Here is a 20,017-nt window from a genome sequence, read left to right as displayed (position 1 = left end):
CGAATTACCGCACACCTTGCGCAGTCCAGAACAAAACCGGCACTCCCCCCTCCCAGAGCAGGTTCTCCGTGATATCCACCGCTATTCGCGTCGCCCGAGTGGGCAGCGCGGCTGAGCTGGCCGCGGCGGCACTCATGATGCTGGGCTTCCCGGCGCTCATGCTGGCCGCGCTCGTCCCGAGCGTCTACGCCTTCGCGGCCGCGGCCGCCGTCACGTATCTGGCGGACCACTATCTGCACCGCAAGGGCAGTTATCTGGTCAACCGGCTCAGCAAGGTCCGTGCCGGCCTGTCGATCCGCTTCCTGATCCGGCAGCTGCTGCTGATCCTGCTGCTGTCCCGGATGTCGCTCGCGGACAACCTGATCTACTACGGCGCCGTCGCCTGCTTCATCGCGTTCTACGGCCTCCAGGCCCCGCACGGCGCCCTGGTCACGCTGATCCGCAACCGCCGCCGGATGCCGGTCGCCACCCGGAACGTGGACCTGAAGTCGCGCATCCGCATCCCGGACGCCCCGCCGCGCTACCTGCTGAACCGCTCCGCCGAGAAGATGCTCCACCTCGACCTCGCGGCCGTCGTCGGCATCCTGGTCTCCGCGCAGATCGACTCCTCGGTGCCCGGCTTCATCGGCATCGCGGTCACCCTGTTCCTCGGCTGCCTGTACGTCCTGGCGCTGGTGCCCTACGTCCGCGGCAAGAAGATCCCGCCGAACGCGGAGAAGGTGCTCGAGGCCGTCGACGACTGGCTGCGGGAGTACAAGCCGGAGACGGTGCTGTACTTCTCCGGCTCCAAGGACTCCGCGTACCAGGTCAACATGTGGCTGGAGACCATGGAGCAGCTGGACTCCCGGCCGCTGGTCATCCTGCGCGAGCGCGTCATCCTGGCGAACCTGGCCCCCACCACGGCGCCCGTGATCTGCGTGCCCGGCGGTGTGCACCTGATGAACATGGAGCTGTCGACCGTGCGCGTCGCGCTGTACGCGGCCAACGTCGGCAAGAACATCCACATGCTGCGCGTGCCCACCATGAAGCACGTCTTCATCGGCCACGGCGACAGCGACAAGCTGGCCAGCGTCAACCCGTTCAGCAAGGTGTACGACGAGGTGTGGACCGCCGGCCGCGCGGGCCGCGACCGCTACGCCATCGCCGACGTCGGCGTCCGCGACGACGACATCGTGGAGGTCGGCCGCCCGCAGCTGGCGCCGATCCAGAGCTGGCAGGGCGTCCCTACGGGCCGTATCCCGACGGTGCTGTACGCACCCACCTGGGAGGGCTGGGACGGCAACCCGGGCAACACCTCGCTGGTGCTGGCCGGTGAGAACATCGTGAAGAAGCTGGTGAAGGCCGACCCGCCGGTCCGCGTCCTGTACAAGCCGCACCCGTTCACCGGCACCGTCAGCAAGGCGGCCGGCACCGCGCACCAGCGCATCGTGGCGCTGGTGGAGAAGGCCGCCGGCGAGCGCGCCGCCGACTCCCGCTTCACCGTCGACGCCGCCGCCCAGGAGCAGGCCAAGGCCGACCTGGCCCGGATCGAGGCCCGCCTCGCCGAGCTGTCGGGCTCCGCGGGCGACCGCGGCGACGAGGCCGAGGCCACCCGGGACGGCGTGGCCGACGTCCGCAAGCACGAGGAGGTCGCCCGGCTGCGCGGCGAGTGGAACGACGCGTACTGGCGTTCCTTCGGCAGCTTCGAGCACCGCGTCATCACGGGCGCCGAGCCGCGGCTGTACGACTGCTTCAACGTCTCCGACGCGATGGTCTCCGACATCTCCTCGGTGGTCTCCGACTTCATCGCGAGCGGCAAGCCGTACGCGGTCACCGACTCCGCCGAGCTGGGCGTGGAGGAGTTCAAGCGGCAGAACACCGCGGTGCGGGCCGCGGTGATCCTCTCCAACAGCTCCGCGGAGCTCGGCGAGCTGCTGACCGCCGTACGCACCCCGGACGGCGATCCGCTGGCCGCGGAGCGCAAGGAGCTGAAGCAGTACCTGCTCGGCCCCGACGAGCCCACCTCCATCGAGCAGTTCAACACCGCGGTGGCGGACCTGGCGCTCAAGGCGCACACGCGCAACCTCGGCCAGGAGTCCCGTACCGCGGGCGGCGCGGCCGGTGCCGACGAGCTGTCGGACCAGCTGTCCCCGGCGCAGCCGGTGCCGGCGGCCGGGGAGCCGGACGGCACGACGCAGCGCTGACGTCCACCCGCCTCACGCAGGAGCCCGGCCCCGAGGAGCGATCCTCGGGGCCGGGCTCTTTCGCTTTTCTTACCGCCTGCTGCACCGCGTCCTGAGCAACTCTCACCGGCGATACGTACCTTCCGGTGAGCTGTGTCACCAATGTCGATCAGCAAGGCAACCTCCGTAGGTGGCCACCCGTCTAACAAGTTGCGTAAATGTGGATTCGGGGGAAATGCACCTTGACCAAGGGGGAAATGTGACCGTCACGCAGCCTGATGTCAGCGTGATCATCGGGGCGTACGAAGCGATGCCGTACCTCGTCGAGTGCCTCGCATCGGTCGAGGCGCAGACCATCGACCGGGAGCGCATCGAGGTCATCGCGGTGGACGACGGCTCCACGGACGGCACGGGGGAGTACCTGGAGGAGTTCGCGCGGCGGGCCGCCATGCCGGTGACGGTGATCCGGCAGGACAACTCCGGCGGCCCCAGCGGGCCGCGCAACGTCGGGCTGGGCAAGGCCGCCGGGCGCTACGTCTTCTTCCTCGACGCCGACGACCGGCTCGGGCCGGAGGCGCTGGAGCGGATGGTCGCCATGGCCGACCGCAACGGCACGGACGTGGTGCTCGGACGGGTGGAGGGGATCAACCGCAAGCCGCCGCGTTCGATGTGGGACCGGAGTTTCGATCGTACGGACGTCTTCTCCTCCAACATCAAGTTCACGCTGAGCGCGCAGAAGCTGTTCCGGCGTGAGCTGCTGGAACAGCACGGGATGCGGTTCGACGAGTCCCTGTGGACCGGCGAGGACGCGCTGTTCACGATGGAGGCGTACCTGCGGGCGAACGGCGTCTCCGTGATCGCCGACCACACCTGCTACTACCTGGTGGGCCGCGAGGACGGCAAGCACGTGACGAAGAGCGGGGGTTACTCCCTGCGCTTCGACTCCGCGCGCGCCCTGATGAATCTGATAGCCGAGCACGTGCCGCCGGGCGAGCGCCGGGACGCGCTGCTGGTCCGGCCCTTCCTGGTGACGCTGCTGCCGCAGTTCGGGCCCCGGTACCTCAAGGACAGCGAGAAGGTGCGCGAGCACAAGTTCCAGCTCGCGAAGCCCCTGATGCAGGAGTTCTGGAGCGAGGGCGTGGCCCGCCGCCTCAAGGTCGAGGAGCGGCTGCGGCTGCATCTGGTCGCCGAGGAGAAGCCCGAACTCCTCAAGGAGGTCGTGGAGTTCGTCAAGGCGAAGAAGCAGGCACCCGCCCTGCTGGAGAGGCGCGGCCGCCACGTCTACCTCGTCTACCCGCACTTCCGTGAGACCGCCGCCGCCGTCCCGGACTCGATCTACCTGGCGGCCCCGCGCGAGGCCCGTGCCTTCCCCGGCTACCGCGAGCACTCGGTGGGCGGCACCCTGCTGCGCCGCGCGGCGCGCAGGGCCCGGCGGGTGCTCAAGTCCCGTGAGGCGGCGGCGCGGACGCGCACGCCGGGCGGGACCGCGGCAGCGGCCTGAGGACGCCCGAGGGCGGCCTGCGCGCGGCATGAAGGCGGCCCGGAACGGCCCGGGGCGGCACCGGCCGCCCGGCGTGCCGGTCCGCCGCCGGCTCAGGTCTGCTGCTTGCCCGACTGGAGCGCCTTGCGGATCGGGCGGCCCACCACGCGGCGGGCGCGGCGGTACACGGACGCGGAACCCGGGCCGCCCTTGCCCGCGCCGCGTTCCAGATCTCGCTTCAACTGGGCGTTGTCCAGGGTCAGTTCGGTGATACGGGTCTGGAGCCAGCCGAAGCGGGAGGTCAGCGAGGAGATGTCGGCGTCGTTCCAGGGCCGGATGCCGGGCGGGAAGGCCAGCGAGCGCATACGGGCCTCGAAGGACGCGCCGCCGTCGCCGTGCGTGAAGGTGTTCTCCAGGCCGTTGCGGTCCAGGAAGGCCGTGAACCGCTCGAACCGCTCCAGGTGACCGCCGGTCAGGCCGGTGAAGTCGGCCTCCTCGTAGAGCTCTGCGGGGTCGAGGTCCGGGGTCAGCTTGTCGATGCGGCGGTGCGGGATGCCGAAGTAGCGGCACAGCTCCAGCGTCCGCGAGTCGCCGCACAGCACCGTCGCGGGCGTGCCCGCGAGCAGCGCCGCGATGTTGCCGTGGATGCGGGAGCCGAAGGAGAAGTCGTAGCCGCGCAGGTCGTCGATCCAGGTGACCGGGTCGATGTAGACCCGCACCTTGTCCTCCCGGTACATCGGGTGGTCCGGGTGCGTCGGGATCGAGGTGATCTGGGCGTTCGGGTGGGACACGTCCCGCCAGTGCAGCTGCCGCGCGTCGCTGAGGTTCTGGCCGACGAAGGTCAGGTGCGGATAGCGGGCGTGCGCGCGGTCGATGACCCGGTCCAGCCCCTGCTTCTGCACCGCGCTGTGCGAGCCGTTGATCGCGATCCGGGAGCCGGCCGTGAGCTGCGGCGCCCGCTTCTCGACGGTCAGCTCCTTGCCGTACATGAAGAGCGACGGGCATCCGATGACCTCGACGTCCCGGTATCCCAGGTCCTTGAGGTACTGCTCGGTGAACTCGCCCCGCACGCCGATCGACGCGCTGCGGTCGAGCACGGCGGAGACGAACGCGCGGACCGTCTCCTCCATGGGCTTCAGCCGCGCGGCGTTGTAGTTCAGCCCGGCCTGCGCGCCGATGCCCAGCACCACCACCGGAATCCGCAGCCTGCTGATCAGCCGCGTCAGCCGCTTCAGCGGCGCCTCGAACGAGGGCCGGAAGGCGTTCGCCAGCGGTACGACGAAGGCGTCGAACTCCTCGTTGATCCGCTCCGCCGCGGCCACCTCGGTCCGCATGCCGTTCGCGACGACCTCGGTACCCGGTGTCTCCAGAATCTTGTGAGAGGCGTCACTGAAGATCAGATTGCCCGAGTTGGTGGCGATGACGTCCTGGTGGAGGGCCTCCTCCACGGGAAAGACGTCGAAGGGACTCTTGCCCGAGCGCAGCAGGATGCGCTTCACGCGGCGAACTTCTCTGGATTGCACAACGTTAAACCTAGATTTGCCCGCACTTTGATTTCTATAGGCAACCAGTGCAACCTTTTTGCCGTAAGCGACGCGTGATCACGCAGTTACGTGGCGCCTGTCCGGGGACTGGACCGGCGCGCGGGAGCCGGTCCCCTTCGCGTAGATTGCCGGGCGGGGATGCCGGAGCGCGAGGGGACGGAAGACCAAGGTGGCAGGGGCAAGGCAGGGCGTGAGCGAGGCCCGCAGGGTCGTCGTCAAGGTGGGTTCCTCGTCGCTGACGTCCGCCGCGGGCGGCCTCGACGCCGACCGGGTGGACGCGCTCGTCGACGTGCTCGCCAGAGTGCGCAGCGGAGGCGAGAAGGAGATCGTCCTGGTCTCATCGGGTGCCATCGCCGCCGGCCTCGCCCCGCTGGGACTGCGCCGCCGCCCCCGCGACCTCGCCCGCCAGCAGGCCGCCGCCAGCGTCGGCCAGGGACTGCTGGTCGCCCGCTACGCCGCCTCCTTCGCCCGCCACGGCGTCCGCGTCGGCCAGGTGCTGCTCACCTCCGACGACATGAGCCGCCGCGCCCACCACCGCAACGCCTCCCGCACCCTCGACAAGCTGCTCGCGATGGGCGCGTTCCCGATCGTGAACGAGAACGACACCGTCGCCACCGACGAGATCCGCTTCGGCGACAACGACCGGCTCGCCGCGCTCGTCGCCCACCTCGTCCACGCCGACCTGCTGGTCCTGCTCTCCGACGTCGACGGCGTCTACGACGGCGACCCCGGCAAGTCCGGCACCTCGCGGATAGCGGAGGTGCGGGGGCCGGAGGACCTGGCGCACGTGGAGATCGGCAGCGCGGGCCGGGCCGGCGTCGGCACCGGCGGCATGGTCACCAAGGTCGAGGCGGCCCGCATCGCCGCCGCGGCCGGCATCCCGGTCGTGCTCACCAGCGCGGCGCACGCGGGCGACGGGCTGACCGGCAAGGACACCGGCACCTACTTCCACCCCGCGGGCAAGCGCTCCGCCGACCGGCTGCTGTGGCTCCAGCACGCCTCCACCCCGCAGGGCCACCTGACCCTGGACGACGGCGCGGTACGCGCGGTCGTCGAGCGGCGCACCTCGCTGCTGCCGGCCGGAATCGCCGCCGTGGAGGGCGAGTTCAGCGCCGGGGACCCGGTCGAGCTGCGGGACGGCGAGGGGCGCGCGGTGGCCCGCGGCCTCGTCAACTTCGACGCCAAGGAGATCCCGCAGTTGCTCGGGCGTTCGACGCGGGAGCTGGCGCGCGAACTGGGCCCGGCCTACGAACGCGAGGTCGTGCACCGCGACGACTTGGTGATCCTGCATCCCTGACGCCCGTCAGGGGCCGAAAACAGGGGGAACGCCCCGTAAAACGGCGCGCCCCTGAGGTGGACGTTCCGCAAAACCGCCCCACGGACCCTTGCGGCCTGCTCAACTTTGTCTCAGGGACACATTCCGCACGAGCCCGGCTCGACCGTCGCGTGAAGGAGGCCGTTGTGAGACGAGTGCGCCCTGGGACGGCGTCCCGCGGCGGCGGGAGCGCCACCGCCTCCCGCGCGGTCGGCGAGGAGCGCGCCCTCACGAGCGTCGTGGCGGGGGAGCGGTACGAGGAGCCGGCCGACCTGCCCCGCCTGTGGCACGTCACCCTCAGCGTCTCCGGCGAGGAGGCCCCGCTGAAGGAGGTGCGGCGCGGCCTCGAACAGCTCGCCCACGACCACCCCTTTCTACTGACCAGCCGCTACGCGAACGACCACGCGGAGATCCGCTACTGGGAGGAGGCCCGCGACCTGCACGACGCGGCCGCCGTCGCGCTGCGCCTGTGGGGCGAGCACCGCCAGACCGCCAAGCTGCCGCCCTGGGAGATCGTCGGCCTGGAGGTCATCGACCGGGAGACCTACCACCAGCGCGTCGCCGAGGGGTACGGTCCGCCGCCCGCGAGCCCGGTGGGCGTACACCCCTTTTGAGCCCCCTTCGCCGGGTGTCTCGGGGTTTGGGATGTCCGGTGGACGCTCCCGTGCGGCGCACTACTCTTCCCCCATGACCACGCTTTCGCCGTACGACTCCATGTCCCCGGTCACGCAGGCCGCCTACCGCGCCAAGGCCGCCGCCGCGGACCTCGCCCCGCTGCCCCGCGCGGAGAAGGACGACGCGCTGCTCGCCGTCGCGGACGCCCTGGAGGTCCGTACCAGCGAGATCGTCGAGGCCAACGCCAAGGACGTCGCCAAGGCCCGTGCGGCCGGCACCGGCGAGGCCGTCGTGGACCGGCTCACCCTCACCCCGGAGCGGGTGCGCGCCATCGCCTCCGACGTGCGGGACGTGGTCGCGCTGCCCGACCCGGTCGGCGAGGTGGTCCGCGGCTCGACCCTCCCGAACGGCATCGACCTGCGCCAGGTCCGCGTCCCGCTCGGCGTCGTCGGTATCATCTACGAGGCCCGCCCGAACGTGACGGTGGACGCCGCCGCGCTCTGCCTGAAGTCCGGCAACGCGGTCCTGCTGCGCGGCTCCGCCTCCGCCTACGAGTCCAACACCGCCCTGGTCAGGGTCCTGCGGGACGCCGTGGGCGGCGCCGGACTGCCCGCCGACGCCGTCCAGCTCGTGCCCGGCGAGAGCCGCGAGAGCGTGCGCGAGCTGATGCGCGCCCGGGGCCTGGTCGACGTCCTGATCCCGCGCGGCGGCGCCTCCCTGATCCAGACCGTCGTATCGGAGTCCACCGTCCCGGTCATCGAGACGGGCACCGGCAACTGCCACGTCTACGTCGACGCGCAGGCCGACCTCGACATGGCGATCGACATCCTGATCAACTCCAAGGCCCAGCGGGTCAGCGTCTGCAACGCCGCCGAGACCCTCCTGGTCCACCAGGACATCGCCCCCGAGTTCCTGCCGCGGGCCCTGGACGCCCTCGCCGAGGCCGGGGTGACCGTGCACGCCGACCCGCGCGTGCTGGCCTACGCCAAGGACTCCAAGGCCACCGTCGTCGAGGCCACACCGGAGGACTGGGACACCGAGTACCTCTCCTACGACATCGCCGCCGCCGTGGTGGACTCGCTGGACAAGGCCGTCGAGCACATCCGGCTGTGGACCTCCGGCCACACCGAGGCGATCGTGACCACCTCCCAGCAGGCCGCCCGCCGCTTCACCCAGCTGGTCGACTCCACCACGGTCGCCGTGAACGCCTCGACCCGCTTCACCGACGGCGGCCAGTTCGGCTTCGGCGCGGAGATCGGCATCTCCACGCAGAAGCTGCACGCGCGCGGCCCGATGGGGCTGCCGGAGCTCACCAGCACCAAGTACATCGTCACCGGCGACGGCCACATCCGGCGCTGACCGGAGCCGCGAGGCGGGGCGCATATGCAGGAAGCATGCGCCCCCGGTACGCGCCCGTGCCGCAGCGGAGAAGTCTCAGCAGGCGGATGAATTTCCATACCGTCTGCCCAAATTGACCCCCCAGGTCTACTCTGGATGCGTGCCGGAGGACGTGGGGGGCACGCCGTTCCCTGACGGCTGGGAGCCCGACGACGACCACGACCGCGGGGTGTCGGACGAAGAGTTCGCCTCCGTGGTCTTCGACGAGGCCTTCGTCCGGGCGGCAGCCGTCCATGAGCCGACCGCCGTGGAGCGCCTGCTGGCCGCGGCCCAGGCGAGAGCGGAGGCCTCCGAGGCGGAGGCCCGCCGGGCCCACGGCCGCGGCGAGCGCTACGAGGACGGGTACGGCCCCGACGGCCCCACCGGTTTCGGCCATGATCCCGACCTCGACGACGCGGACGACACCGACGTCCTGGAGGGCCGCTACGGCACCGCGGGGACGTACGGCAGGCAGGTCCGCTGGCACCGCCCCGTCGCCTGGATGCTCGCCATCGTGATGGGCATAGGCATGGTCGCGCTGGCCTTCGCGGCGGTCTACCGCGGCGCCTCCTCGAGCAACCGCGAGCAGGTGCCGCCGCCCGCGTCGACCGGTCTGGAGCAGGGGAGCGCGGTGCCGCCCTCCGCCTCCGCCGACACCGCCCAGCCCGCCATCTCGGTCATCCCGCGCACCCCCTGAGCGGCACCCCGGGCACGGCCTGCGCCCGTACGTCCTCATCATGGTCCGATCCTGGTGAGAACCTGTCAGAACTTGTCGTGCAGCCGGGCGTTTACCCGGGCTCCCGGAGACCTACCCTGAAGATATGGGAGGGCCTGGAGACCCGCCTGAGGGGCCACCCGAGGGCGCCCCCGCAGGTGGTGAGGACGAGTACCGATCCGTCGTGTTCGACGAATCGTTCGTCCGCGCTGCCCGCCTCCAGGAGTTCTCCGCGCAGGAGCGCATGGCCGACCACGCGCCCGCCGTACGCCGCCGCCCGCCGCTGCGCCGCGGCCTGTCCCGGCAGGCGCTGATCCTGGTGCTGCTGATCGCCGTCGCCTTCGGCACCGCGATCTACATGGGCGTACGCCACCCCTACCAGACGCCGTCGGCCCGGCAGCCCGTCGAGCCCCTGCGGATGACCGTCATCCCGCTCTCCCCGCAGGGCAAGGTGCCCGGCGCGACCGATCCCGAGTACCTGTACGAGCACAGCCCCGCCGCGCAGTTCCGGGTCGGCGCCGAGGGGATACCGCTGCCGGCGTCGCGGCGCACCGCGCACTTCTCCGACAGCCAGGTCGTGGCCGCCCTGACCACCGCCAAGGACTACATCGTGCGGTCAGCGCTGGACCCCGAGGTCATCGCCGGCCAGGACGTCCGCGCCGTGCGGGTCATGCTCGACGGCGGCCAACTCGACCAGTTCGACCAGAGCTTCGCGCATCCGGTGGCCGACGGCCGGCACCAGCCCACCGGATGGCTGGTCCGCTTCGACCAGACCCGCGCCCGGCTCGCCGACGCCAGGATCCGGGTCCAGGGCACGCTGCAGGCCGCCGAGACCGACTCCGCCACCCTCGAGGTCACCGCCGACCACACCTACGTCTACGCGCTGAAGCCGACCGGCTCCGACGCCAAGGCGCAGGCCTCCCTCTTCACCGTCCGGCGCGAGCTGCACTTCCGCTTCGACCGCGAGGACCTCCGCCTGCACCAGGCCCAGCTCGTCGTCTCCTACGTCCAGGCGGGCCCGCTGTCCTGCGCCGAGGACTCCACGAACCATCTGCACCCGCTGCTGGCCGGGCAGACGGCCCGCGCGGGCGGTCCGGCGGGCACGGACCCGTACGCCACCAGCGGCTTCACGGCGCTGTGCGGATCGCTCGCGGCGAGCGCGCAGCCGACGGTCTGAGCACCCCGCCGCCCGCGCGCCCGCGCCGGCTCAGTCGTCGTCGCGCGGCGGAGCGTCCTCGGGGGGAGTGTCCGTGGCGGACGGGTCGGCCGGCGGCCGGTCCTCGCGCGGCGCCGAGCCGGTGAAGCCGTCGAAGCCGCGCCGCACCCGGCCGCCCAGCCCGCCGGCCCCGCCCGCGATGTCGCTGACCAGCTTCATCAGCGGGTCCTTGGAGCCCTTGACGTTGCTCGCGTAGCTCGCCGCCGACTCGCGCCAGGAGTCCGAGACCGAGGCGTCCTTGTCCTCGTCGCGGCGCGGGTAGTGGCCGTCCATGATCCGCTGGTAGTCGCGGGACTCGGCCCACTTCTTCAGCTCGGCCGCGCGGATGGTGGTGAAGGGGTGCGTCCGCGGCAGCAGGTTCAGGATCTTCAGCACGGAGTCGCGCAGGTCGCCGCCCGCCTCGTACTCCTCGGCCTGCTGGAGGAAGGCGTCCACGTTCATCTCGTGCAGGTGGTTGCCGCCCGCGATCTTCATCAGGCCGCGCATCGACGCCCGCAGCTCCTGCCCGGCCAGCAGGCCGGCCCGGTCGGCGGACAGCTCCGACTTGCGGAACCACTCGCGCAGCGCCGTCACGATCGCCATGATCGCGAGGTTGCCCAGCGGGATCCAGGCGACCCGGACCGCCAGGGTCGTCAGGAACAGCAGGATCGTGCGGTACACGGCGTGGCCGGACAGGGCGTGGCCCACCTCGTGCCCGATGACGGCCCGCATCTCCTCCTCGTCGAGCAGCTCGACCAGGCCGGTGGTGACGACGATGATCGGCTCGTCCAGGCCGATGCACATCGCGTTCGGCTGCGGGTCCTGGTTGACGTACATCGGCGGGACCTTCTCCAGGTCCAGGATGTAACAGGCGTCCCGCAGCATGTCGTTGAGATGCGCGAACTGCTGGTCCGAGACGCGCACCGAGTCGGACAGGAACAGCAGCCGGAGGCTGCGCTCGGGCAGCAGCGCGCTGAGCGCCTTGAAGACGGTGTCGAAGCCGCTCAGCTTGCGCAGCGCGACCAGCGCGGAGCGGTCGGCGGGGTGCTCGTACGCACGCGAGGAGATCCCCGGGAATCGTCGGCGTTGCCTGCTCGGAACGTGCTCGTGTCCGTTGTGCTCGTGGCCGTCGTCGGACATGTGTGTCCCCCATGTGCGTGTGAGTGGCCCTTTGCGGACCCTTGTGCGGCCCTTTGCGCCCCCGAAGCAGGGCCCAGCCTAGGCGGAGTTACCGTGGACGGGCACTACACCGAAGGAGTCCAGCACCATGGAGCACACTGCCGCAGCCCTGTGGCTCGTCCAGGCGGCGAGCGCGTCCCCGCACCAAGGGCCGGGGAACCTGCTCCGGATCGTGCTGGTGGTGATGATGGTGGGTTGCGCGCTGACCGGGTGGTTCCTGTTGCGGGGCTACAAGCAGAAGGACGACTGAGCGCCTCCCCGGGTTCCCAACGGCGGAGTCGGCGTGATCGCCGTGACGGCGCCCGCATACGATGGGCCGACATCTTCATCCCGCCCACACCGGATAGGTTCTGCCGATGACGAGCTTCCACGCTGCCGCCGCTCAGTTGGTCACTCTCGCTGCCGAGGGCGAGGAGCACGGCGGCAATCACGAGAGCCTCAGCCCGTACGTCACCGGCGGCGGAGCCCTGCTCATCCTGCTGCTCCTGCTGTGGATCACCACTCGTTTCAACCGCGACCGCTGAGTCCCGCCCGGGCCGCCGCCGGGGACCGGTCCGCCCGGTCCTCTCAGGCGGGGCCGGTAGGGTCTGCACGCATGGGAGAGCAGGACATGCCTACCGGCCCGTCGAACCCCGGCAAGCGCCGCCTCGGCGTCATGGGCGGAACGTTCGACCCGATCCACCACGGGCACCTCGTGGCGGCCAGCGAGGTCGCCGCGCAGTTCCACCTGGACGAGGTGGTCTTCGTGCCGACCGGCCAGCCGTGGCAGAAGACGCACCGCGACGTCTCCCCGGCCGAGGACCGCTATCTGATGACGGTGATCGCGACCGCCGAGAACCCGCAGTTCTCGGTGAGCCGCATCGACATCGACCGGGGCGGCGCGACGTACACCGTGGACACGCTCCGTGACCTGCGCGCGCTCAACCCCGACACGGACCTCTTCTTCATCACCGGCGCCGACGCCCTCGGCCAGATCCTCACCTGGCGGGACTCCGAGGAGCTGTTCTCCCTGGCGCACTTCATCGGATGCACCCGGCCCGGCCATCATCTGACCGACCACGGTCTCCCCGAGGGCGGCGTCTCGCTCGTCGAAGTTCCCGCGCTGGCCATCTCCTCCACGGACTGCCGTGCGAGAGTCGCCAAGGGAGACCCCATCTGGTACATGGTGCCGGACGGAGTCGTGCGCTACATCGACAAGCGCGAGCTGTACCGCGGCGAGTGAGCCGAGAGGGGCACCGGTGAACGACCGATACGACGCGGGCTACGGCGACCACGACGACCAGTACGAACTCGTCGGCTACGACGAGTACGGCCGGCCCGTCTACCGGCCGGCAACCCAGCAGCAGGCGCCGCAGCAGCCGTACGACCCGTACGCGCAGCAGCAGGGCTACGGGTACGACCCGTACGCGACCGGCTCGCAGCAGCAGGTCCCGCAGCAGTACGACCCCTACGGCACCGGACAGCAGCCGGTCACGCCGCCCGCGCCCTCCTACGACCCCTACGGCACCGGGGCGCCCCAGGGCGGCGCGCCCCAGGCGCCGTACGACCCCTACGGACGGGCCGCGGCCAGTGGGCAGCAGCCCCGGGTCGCCGAGCAGACCGCCTACATCCCGCAGCAGGCGGGCCCGGAGGAGCAGGCACACGACGCCGCCCCGGCCGAACGGGACTACCGCACCGAGCAGTTCGACTTCGTCGAGGAGCCCGACGCCGACTCCGAGGACGTCATCGACTGGCTCAACTTCACCGAGAACCGCACCGAGCGGCGCGAGGAGGCCAGGCGCCGCGCCCGCAGCCGCCTCGTCGCCCTCGTCGTCACGCTGGCCCTCGTCGCGGTCGGCGGCATCGGCTACCTCTGGTACGCCGGGAAGCTGCCGGGCCTGTCCTCGTCCGGCTCCAAGAAGGGCGGCACCGCCACGGCCGCGGGTGCCCAGAACCGCGACGTGATCGTCGTCCACCTGCACAACACCAAGGGCGGCGGCACCTCCACGGCGCTGCTCGTGGACAACACCACCACCAAGCAGGGCACCACCGTGCTGCTGCCCAACTCCCTTTCCCTGACGGACGACGACGGCACCACGACCACCCTCGCCAAGTCGGTCGACGGGGACGGCTCCTCCGGCACCCGCGACTCCCTCGACACGGTCCTCGGCACCGACATCGAGGGCACCTGGCGCCTTGACACCCCGTACCTGCAGAACCTGGTCGACCTGATCGGCAACATCGAGGTCGACACCAACGCGGACGTTCCGGACCCGACCGCCAAGAAGAAGGGCGCCGAGCCCCTCGTCCACAAGGGCAAGGACCAGACCCTCAGCGGCAAGACGGCCGTCGCCTACGCCACCTACCGCGCCTCGGGCGAGGCCCAGAACGCCCAGCTGGAGCGGTTCGGCCAGGTCATGGCGGGCGTGCTGCGCAAGATGTCCTCCGACCCGCAGGCCGCGACGACGACCGTGCAGACCCTCGCCCAGATCCTGGACCCGTCGCTCACCGACAAGGACCTCGGCACCTTCCTCGCCAAGCTCGCCGACCTCGCCAAGGGCGGCGACTACAAGACCGCCCTGCTGCCCGTCCAGGGCGACGGCACCCTGAGCGCGCAGGCCAGCGCCAGCGTGGTCAAGGACGTCCTCGGCGGCGCCGCCAAGAGCCCCGAGCAGGGCTCGGCGGTCCGGGTCTCGGTCCAGAACGCCACGGGCGCGAAGGACAACACCGAGAAGGCCCGCGTGGTCCTGCTCAACGGCGGCTTCACCTTCCTGGAGGGCGGCACCGCCGGCACCCCGTCGGCCACGTCCAAGGTCGTCTACTCCGACGCCAAGGACAAGGCGAACGCCACGGAGGTCGCCAAGACCCTGGGCCTTCCGGGCAGCTCCGTGGCCAAGGGGAAGACCACCTCGAACGCCGACGTGTCGGTGATCCTCGGCCAGGACTACAAGCCGTCCTCCTCCTGACCGGCCCCCGGCACGGGCGCCCCACGTGATCCCTTAATCACGTGGGGTGCGCCCGGCGGTCCGTGAGACCCTTGGTGTCAACAGACCGCCGACCGAAAGCCGCGTAGTGACCGCCACTGACCGTTCCCTCGAGCTGATCAACACCGCCGCCCAGGCGGCCGCCGACAAGCTCGCGCACGACATCATCGCCTACGACGTCAGCGACGTGCTGTCGATCACGGACGCCTTCCTGCTGGCCTCCGCGCCCAACGACCGCCAGGTCAAGTCGATCGTCGACGAGATCGAGGAGCGGCTGCAGAAGGAGCTCGGCGCCAAGCCGGTGCGCCGCGAGGGCGACCGCGAGGCCCGCTGGGTCCTGCTCGACTACGTCGACATCGTCGTCCACGTCCAGCACAGCGAGGAGCGCGTCTTCTACGCCCTTGAGCGGCTGTGGAAGGACTGCCCCGAGCTGGAGCTGCCCGCCGACGCCAAGGCCACCCGCGGCAAGGCCGAGGAGCACGCCCGGCACCAGGCCGCCGAGGAGGCGGCCGACCTCGGCGGTGAGTGGTGATGAGCGCCACCGGTGAGGTGACCGCCGGCCGGCCCGGCCGGGGACGCCGCGTCATCCTCTGGCGCCACGGCCAGACCTCGTGGAACGTGGAGCGCCGCTTCCAGGGCACCACGGACGTCGCCCTCACCGAGACCGGTGTGGCCCAGGCCCGCCGCGCCGCCCGGCTGCTGGCCTCCCTGGGGCCCGACGCGATCGTCGCCTCCGACCTCCAGCGGGCCGCGAACACCGCGGCCGAGCTCGCCGGGCTCACCGAGCTGGAGGTGACCCACGACGAGGGGCTGCGCGAGACCTACGCGGGCGTCTGGCAGGGCCTGACGCACGAGGAGATCATCGAGCGCCACGGCGAGGAGTACGCCGCGTGGAAGCGCGGCGAGCCGGTCCGCCGCGGCGGCGGCGAGCTTGAGACCGAGGTGGCCGAGCGCGCCGCCCCGGTCGTGCTGCGGCACGCCGAGAAGCTCCCCGACGACGGCACCCTCGTCGTGGTCAGCCACGGCGGGACGATCCGCACCACCATCGGGCGCCTGCTGGGCCTGGAGCCCCGCCACTGGGAGAGCCTGGGCGGCCTGTCCAACTGCTGCTGGTCCGTCCTCGGCGAGGGCGCCCGCGGCTGGCGCCTGCTGGAGCACAACGCCGGCACGCTGCCCGAGCCGGTGCTCGGCGACGACGACTAGCGGATTTCACTTTCCGGCAGGTCGCAGGCTAGAGTTCTTCTTGTTCGCCCCGCCGAGCGGGAAGAACCTGATGGGGCTATAGCTCAGTTGGTAGAGCGCCTGCATGGCATGCAGGAGGTCAGGAGTTCAATTCTCCTTAGCTCCACAACAAGATCCCGTCTCCGTCAGGAGGCGGGATTTTCTGTCTGTTCCTGTACGACTTGAGTCACTTGTGGTCCCGAAGGCGTATACCTCTGTGGAGGCGCTCTCGGCGTGCGTGTCCGTACTGGTACTCAGGCGTCGCTGACCGTATTGGCCCGGCCGTGGCAGAATCAAACGGCCGGAAGGGAGCGCGGCCCGACGGGAGGGAGCTGTGATGCCTGCGAGCATCCTCGAGGAGGTCGGCCACCTCCTCGAAGCGGCATCTGCACGGGACACGGTCATCCGTCTGAGCTGCCCTTCCTGCGGTTCCGCCCATGTCGCGCAAGTCCTCGGTGACAACGGCGGAATCTCCTACGTGTGCACGGCCTGCGGCCACAGCTGGAGCTGATCGATGGGTGCACACAGGCGCAAGTGCGATTGGTGCGGCAGCGGCACGCCGATCGTCCGCGACATGGAACCGGTCAACCCCGACTACCAGTACTGGTGCGAGGAGTGCGCGCGGGCGCTGATCATAAAGGGCGACCCGATCGAGACGTACCGCGAGCTGGAGGGCGAGCCGATCTACGGCCGTCTGCTCGAGGAGCACTGCACGCTCAAGCGGTTCTACTCCTTCGTCACCGCTTGACGTGCCGGCCCTGCCCGGGGCCCACGGAAACGATTTGGTGTTGCACCCGGTGGACCGTGTAATGTTGGCGTCGCCGCCGGGGAAACCGGGCGGACCATAGCACGGGGCTATAGCTCAGTTGGTAGAGCGCCTGCATGGCATGCAGGAGGTCAGGAGTTCAATTCTCCTTAGCTCCACGGCAGATCCCGCCGGATCGTGAAGATCCGGCGGGATTTTTGTGTCTGCGGGGGCAGTTGTGCCCGGCTCAGCGGCCGAGCGCGCGCCGTCCGCGGCCCTGGGAGAGCACCGGCAGGTTGCGGGACGGCGCCCGGTCGCGCGGCGCCTCCTCCTCGATGCGCAGGGCGAGGGCCGGGCAGCGGCGCACCGCGCGCAGCGCCTTGGCCTCCGCGTAGCGCGGCACCTGGGCCTGGGCGACGGTCGGGAAGCCGTCGGCGCCGAGTTCGAAGACCTCCGGGAGGATGTCCGCGCACAGGCCGTGGCCCCGGCACAGGGTCCAGTCGACGTAGATCTTCTGACGGCTGGCGCCGGTCTCCGCGGGCTCCGCGCCGCTCGTGATGCTCGCGGGCATCTGGCCGGCCTCGAAGAGCGGCAGAACGCCCTCCACGGGCCGTCCGCAGCCGTTTCCGAGGACATGGGCCGCGAGGTCGTCGGTGAAGGCCTTGATGGTCGACTCCAGGAACATCGCGGAGCCGTCCGGGTGCGAGCACGCGCCGCGCCGCTTCACGTTCTTGGCGACCTGCTTGAGCGCCTCGAGGGCGGCCGGGCCGCCGCCGCCCAGGATGTCCTCCATGCCGCGCGCGGCGGCCGGCAGACCGAGGTAGCAGGGGCCGCACTGGCCCGCGCTCTCCTCGGCCAGCCACTGCGCCACCCGCAGCGACTCGCCCAGCGGGCAGGTCTCCTGACTGATCGGCAGGATCGCGCCGGCGCCGAGCGAACCGCCCACCGCGTCCAGGGAGTTGCGGGAGACGATCGCCTCGTCGACGGTCGCCGCGTCGATCCACTTGCCGTGGTAGCCGCCGGTCAGCACGCCCTGCGGGACCTGCGGGGCGCCGGCGAGCTGGAGGACGTAGCGCAGCGGGACGCCGGTGGGGACCTCGATCACCATGGGGCGGGCGACCGCGCCGGAGACCGTCAGCATGACGGTGCCCGGCTCGTCGTAGAGGCCGGTGTTGCCGTAGCGCTCCGGGCCGATGCGGGCGGCGATGGCGAGCTGGGCGAAGGTCTCGGCGTTCGACAGCAGGGTGGGCGCGCCGCCGACGCCGCTCTGCGAGGCGCTGATCTTGCGGCCGGGCGGGATGGCCGGGCCGCCGTCGATCGAGCGGATCAGGGAGGCGGCGGCACCGGTGACCATGCGGACCGGGTTGCGCTGGACCCAGGCCTTGAGCGCGGAGCGGCGTCCGTTGCTGAGGCCGCGTTCGGCGAGGGCGGCCTCCATCGAGCGCTGCGTCGACTCACGGGTGACCCCCACCACGAGCGTGCGGGCACCCAGCGCCTCCGCGACCAGCAGCGCCCCGTCCAGGATGAGATGGGGGGCGCGGTTGATCAGCACCGTGTCCTTGCGGCAGGCCGGCTCGTCCTCGCTGCCGTTGACCACGACGACCGGCCGTACACCGCGCTTGATCGCCGCCTCGGCGACCGAGCGCAGCTTCTTGTGGAAGGGGAAGCCCGCGCCGCCGCGGCCCTTCAGGTTGATGTTCTCGGCGAGCTTCGCGAGCTGCTCGCCGCCCAGGGGTTCGAGCGGGCCGTGCACCTTGAGGTGCATGGACAGATCGAGTCGTTCGACAAGGTCGAAGCCAGACGTGAGTTGCGGAAGTCCGACCACGCGGACTTCTGGAACGTCGGGCAGGGCCTCGTTCACCTATAGCCTCCGGAAGGCGTGTTCCAAGGTTCGCCCGAACCCGGTGCGTCCCAGGAGGCACCGGGCGTCGATTCATCGGCGGGACCGCTGTTGTACGTGTCGTTCGAGTTGTACGTGCCGTACTGGGCGTTCGTCTCACCGGTGTCGTACACATCACTGTTGCGGTAGCCCGCGGCGCCCGAATTGCCATAGGTGGGGATGTTGTATCCCGTGTCCTGGAGCGGGTCGTACGCCGACGGGGGCGCCTCACCGACCGGCGGGGGCGAGGGCACGGGCCAGCTGCCCGCGGCGTTGCCGGCGGCGTCCATGCGCGGCATCGCCTCCGTGGACTGCATGTCCATGGGCAGGTCCATGCGGGCGGTCTGGCCGGCGCCGTACTGCTGCCCGCCCTGCTGCGGGGTGACGGCGCGATAGGCGGCCGCGAAGCCTCCGGTGGACTCCGGGGTCATGGTGCGGGAGGACGAGGTGTCGTAGAAGCCCGCCGTGGACGCCGTGTCGACGGGTTGCTGCCTCGGCGCGCGGGCGTTCTCGTAGCCCGGCAGCGCGGACGGGGTCTCGGGTCCCCGCGCGCGTGCGCGGGGTGAAGCCGCGTCGGCCATGCGCGCGCGGCTGGCCTCCAGCTCCTCGCGGGCCGCGCTCGGGTCGTTGCCCAGGAACACGGCGAGGCGGTCGGCGACCTTCCGCTTGAACGGGCGCGGGGCCGCCCGCAGTGCCAGGGCCGCGGCGACCGCGACCACGCACAGCTCGTAGGAGACCATGAAGAACGTCTTCGCCGGGCGTCCCGCGAACAGGCCGTGGATCAGGGCCGCGCACCAGGACGGGTAGGCCAGCATGTGCATGGCGCGCCAGCGCGCGGCGATCGGCGCCGGGGAGGCGAACTGGTTGCGCAGGGCGCCGGTGATGCCGACGAAGATCATGAGGTAGGCGGCCAGCGAGCCCATCCCGACGAGGGTGGCGCTGCCCGGGTTCGCGGCGCCGGAGCCCGAGAACAGCCAGCCGAAGGGGATCAGGGCCGCGATCCAGTCGGCGTGGTCCAGCGCGAGCTTGACGCCGATGTGCACCAGGAGGAAGGCGATCGAGGCGACGGCGGTCACCCGGTGGATGCCCTGGGCCACGATGCGCTGGCGGATGTTGAGGATGAGCCGGTCCTGGGCCACCAGGCCCCAGATCACCGAGCAGGTGAGGCAGACGAGCGACAGGACGCCCGCACCGAAGTTGAGGAACTGCTGCAGCCAGTCGCCGCCGAGGAGGACGACGGCGGGTATGAGCAGCAGCACGACAGCCGACGCCACCCCGTAGGCCGACCGGCCGGGTTTGGGGAGCGTGCTGTTGCTACGACGAGGGTTCATGGGGGCAACTCCGAGCAGTATCGGGAAAGCGGTCCCGCTGCCGAACTCTAGGTGGCGCCATACCGATGGGTACGAGGTTTGAGTTATTGGGTTGTTATGCAAGGACAACGCAGTTGTTGTGATGTCCGGGTGTCGGCTGTTACGCGAAGTAACTTTTGACTTCTGTTCAGTTGTTGTCCGGGTGTGACACCGGGCCAGAGACCCATACGGAAGCGCGTCGCATCGTGCTCAAGCGCTGCGGTACCCTAACCGCATGCGTGCCGTACGCCTTCTGCTTAGCGAGCCGCGCTGATCAG

19 protein-coding genes and 2 tRNA genes are annotated in these 20,017 nt (G+C 70.8%); 17 read left to right on the top strand and 4 right to left on the bottom strand.

The genetic code is table 11. The features are described 5' to 3' along the window. Positions 1-98: 98 nt before the first annotated feature. Together ACFU97_RS26365 and ACFU97_RS26360 are read left to right on the top strand one after the other, a co-directional pair. Entirely contained in the window at positions 99-2,183 is a 2,085-nt protein-coding gene (locus ACFU97_RS26365; RefSeq protein ID WP_384260983.1) for a hypothetical protein, read from the top strand. A gap of 238 nt (positions 2,184-2,421) precedes the next feature. Next, positions 2,422-3,663 (top strand): glycosyltransferase family 2 protein, encoded by a 1,242-nt coding sequence (locus ACFU97_RS26360; protein WP_384260981.1) that lies wholly within the window; start codon positions 2,422-2,424, stop codon positions 3,661-3,663. Between the two features lie 92 nt (positions 3,664-3,755). On the opposite strand, the gene ACFU97_RS26355 is transcribed toward ACFU97_RS26360, so the two are convergent. Then, positions 3,756-5,141 (bottom strand): polysaccharide pyruvyl transferase family protein, encoded by a 1,386-nt coding sequence (locus ACFU97_RS26355; RefSeq protein ID WP_384260978.1) that lies wholly within the window; start codon positions 5,139-5,141, stop codon positions 3,756-3,758. Positions 5,142-5,376: 235 nt separating this feature from the next. Between ACFU97_RS26355 and proB the strand changes: the two genes are divergently transcribed. From proB to ACFU97_RS26330, 5 genes are all read left to right on the top strand, one after another. Then, positions 5,377-6,483, top strand: a complete 1,107-nt coding sequence (gene proB, locus ACFU97_RS26350) for a glutamate 5-kinase (protein WP_384261008.1) — start codon at positions 5,377-5,379, stop codon at positions 6,481-6,483. 173 nt (positions 6,484-6,656) lie between these two features. Further along, positions 6,657-7,115, top strand: coding sequence for a hypothetical protein (locus ACFU97_RS26345; protein WP_384261006.1), 459 nt, complete (start codon positions 6,657-6,659; stop codon positions 7,113-7,115). Positions 7,116-7,188: 73 nt separating this feature from the next. Then, entirely contained in the window at positions 7,189-8,475 is a 1,287-nt protein-coding gene (locus ACFU97_RS26340; RefSeq protein WP_384260976.1) for a glutamate-5-semialdehyde dehydrogenase, read from the top strand. Between the two features lie 112 nt (positions 8,476-8,587). Next, positions 8,588-9,190, top strand: coding sequence for a hypothetical protein (locus ACFU97_RS26335; protein WP_384260974.1), 603 nt, complete (start codon positions 8,588-8,590; stop codon positions 9,188-9,190). 124 nt (positions 9,191-9,314) lie between these two features. Then, positions 9,315-10,385, top strand: coding sequence for a hypothetical protein (locus tag ACFU97_RS26330; RefSeq protein WP_384260971.1), 1,071 nt, complete (start codon positions 9,315-9,317; stop codon positions 10,383-10,385). Between the two features lie 30 nt (positions 10,386-10,415). Here the strand turns inward: ACFU97_RS26330 and ACFU97_RS26325 are convergent, their stop codons facing one another. Next, complete coding sequence (locus tag ACFU97_RS26325) at positions 10,416-11,543, bottom strand: M48 family metallopeptidase (RefSeq protein WP_384260969.1); 1,128 nt, start codon at positions 11,541-11,543, stop codon at positions 10,416-10,418. Between the two features lie 127 nt (positions 11,544-11,670). Here ACFU97_RS26325 and ACFU97_RS26320 point away from each other — a divergent pair, with 127 nt between their 5' ends. The 10 genes from ACFU97_RS26320 (at position 11,671) to ACFU97_RS26275 (ending at position 16,690) form a co-directional block, all read left to right on the top strand. Beyond that, positions 11,671-11,832: a hypothetical protein gene (locus ACFU97_RS26320; RefSeq protein ID WP_384260966.1), complete on the top strand. Its 162-nt coding sequence runs from the start codon at positions 11,671-11,673 to the stop codon at positions 11,830-11,832. A 106-nt stretch (positions 11,833-11,938) separates the two neighbouring features. Further along, positions 11,939-12,106 (top strand): hypothetical protein, encoded by a 168-nt coding sequence (locus tag ACFU97_RS26315; protein ID WP_384260964.1) that lies wholly within the window; start codon positions 11,939-11,941, stop codon positions 12,104-12,106. A 71-nt stretch (positions 12,107-12,177) separates the two neighbouring features. After that, positions 12,178-12,804 carry a nicotinate-nucleotide adenylyltransferase gene (gene nadD / locus ACFU97_RS26310; RefSeq protein WP_384260962.1) on the top strand — a complete coding sequence of 209 codons (627 nt, stop codon included), beginning with the start codon at positions 12,178-12,180 and terminating at the stop codon, positions 12,802-12,804. Between the two features lie 16 nt (positions 12,805-12,820). Further along, entirely contained in the window at positions 12,821-14,527 is a 1,707-nt protein-coding gene (locus ACFU97_RS26305) for a LytR C-terminal domain-containing protein (protein ID WP_384260959.1), read from the top strand. A gap of 106 nt (positions 14,528-14,633) precedes the next feature. Then, entirely contained in the window at positions 14,634-15,077 is a 444-nt protein-coding gene (rsfS, locus tag ACFU97_RS26300; RefSeq protein ID WP_384260957.1) for a ribosome silencing factor, read from the top strand. Continuing rightward, positions 15,077-15,748, top strand: coding sequence for a histidine phosphatase family protein (locus ACFU97_RS26295; RefSeq protein WP_384260955.1), 672 nt, complete (start codon positions 15,077-15,079; stop codon positions 15,746-15,748). The genes rsfS and ACFU97_RS26295 overlap by 1 nt, the downstream gene beginning before the upstream one ends. 72 nt (positions 15,749-15,820) lie before the next feature. Continuing rightward, positions 15,821-15,893 (top strand) — tRNA-Ala (locus ACFU97_RS26290). A gap of 210 nt (positions 15,894-16,103) precedes the next feature. Then, positions 16,104-16,277 carry a hypothetical protein gene (locus ACFU97_RS26285; RefSeq protein WP_384260952.1) on the top strand — a complete coding sequence of 58 codons (174 nt, stop codon included), beginning with the start codon at positions 16,104-16,106 and terminating at the stop codon, positions 16,275-16,277. A gap of 3 nt (positions 16,278-16,280) precedes the next feature. Continuing rightward, positions 16,281-16,514: a hypothetical protein gene (locus tag ACFU97_RS26280; RefSeq protein WP_003976229.1), complete on the top strand. Its 234-nt coding sequence runs from the start codon at positions 16,281-16,283 to the stop codon at positions 16,512-16,514. 103 nt (positions 16,515-16,617) lie between these two features. After that, a tRNA-Ala gene (locus ACFU97_RS26275) sits at positions 16,618-16,690 on the top strand. A 68-nt stretch (positions 16,691-16,758) separates the two neighbouring features. Here ACFU97_RS26275 and ACFU97_RS26270 read toward each other — a convergent pair. After that, positions 16,759-18,372 (bottom strand): NADH-ubiquinone oxidoreductase-F iron-sulfur binding region domain-containing protein, encoded by a 1,614-nt coding sequence (locus ACFU97_RS26270; RefSeq protein WP_384260950.1) that lies wholly within the window; start codon positions 18,370-18,372, stop codon positions 16,759-16,761. Then, positions 18,369-19,721 carry a cytochrome b/b6 domain-containing protein gene (locus ACFU97_RS26265; RefSeq protein WP_384260947.1) on the bottom strand — a complete coding sequence of 451 codons (1,353 nt, stop codon included), beginning with the start codon at positions 19,719-19,721 and terminating at the stop codon, positions 18,369-18,371. The genes ACFU97_RS26270 and ACFU97_RS26265 overlap by 4 nt, the downstream gene beginning before the upstream one ends. Positions 19,722-20,017 lie beyond the last annotated feature (296 nt).

The sequence above is a fragment of the Streptomyces sp. NPDC057616 genome, assembly GCF_042800575.1.
Lineage (GTDB): Bacteria > Actinomycetota > Actinomycetes > Streptomycetales > Streptomycetaceae > Streptomyces.
This window is presented reverse-complemented; position numbering and strand designations above follow the sequence as displayed.

What these genes read in the sequence shown, in the direction of transcription:
- ACFU97_RS26340 (WP_384260976.1), top strand. Translation starts at nt 7,189, where the DNA reads ATGACCACGCTTTCGCCGTACGACTCCATGTCCCCGGTCACGCAGGCC.
- ACFU97_RS26330 (WP_384260971.1), top strand. Translation starts at nt 9,315, where the DNA reads ATGGGAGGGCCTGGAGACCCGCCTGAGGGGCCACCCGAGGGCGCCCCC.
- ACFU97_RS26325 (WP_384260969.1), bottom strand. Translation starts at nt 11,543, where the DNA reads ATGTCCGACGACGGCCACGAGCACAACGGACACGAGCACGTTCCGAGC.
- ACFU97_RS26320 (WP_384260966.1), top strand. Translation starts at nt 11,671, where the DNA reads ATGGAGCACACTGCCGCAGCCCTGTGGCTCGTCCAGGCGGCGAGCGCG.
- ACFU97_RS26315 (WP_384260964.1), top strand. Translation starts at nt 11,939, where the DNA reads ATGACGAGCTTCCACGCTGCCGCCGCTCAGTTGGTCACTCTCGCTGCC.
- nadD (WP_384260962.1), top strand. Translation starts at nt 12,178, where the DNA reads ATGGGAGAGCAGGACATGCCTACCGGCCCGTCGAACCCCGGCAAGCGC.
- ACFU97_RS26295 (WP_384260955.1), top strand. Translation starts at nt 15,077, where the DNA reads ATGAGCGCCACCGGTGAGGTGACCGCCGGCCGGCCCGGCCGGGGACGC.
- ACFU97_RS26285 (WP_384260952.1), top strand. Translation starts at nt 16,104, where the DNA reads ATGCCTGCGAGCATCCTCGAGGAGGTCGGCCACCTCCTCGAAGCGGCA.
- ACFU97_RS26280 (WP_003976229.1), top strand. Translation starts at nt 16,281, where the DNA reads ATGGGTGCACACAGGCGCAAGTGCGATTGGTGCGGCAGCGGCACGCCG.
- ACFU97_RS26265 (WP_384260947.1), bottom strand. Translation starts at nt 19,721, where the DNA reads ATGAACCCTCGTCGTAGCAACAGCACGCTCCCCAAACCCGGCCGGTCG.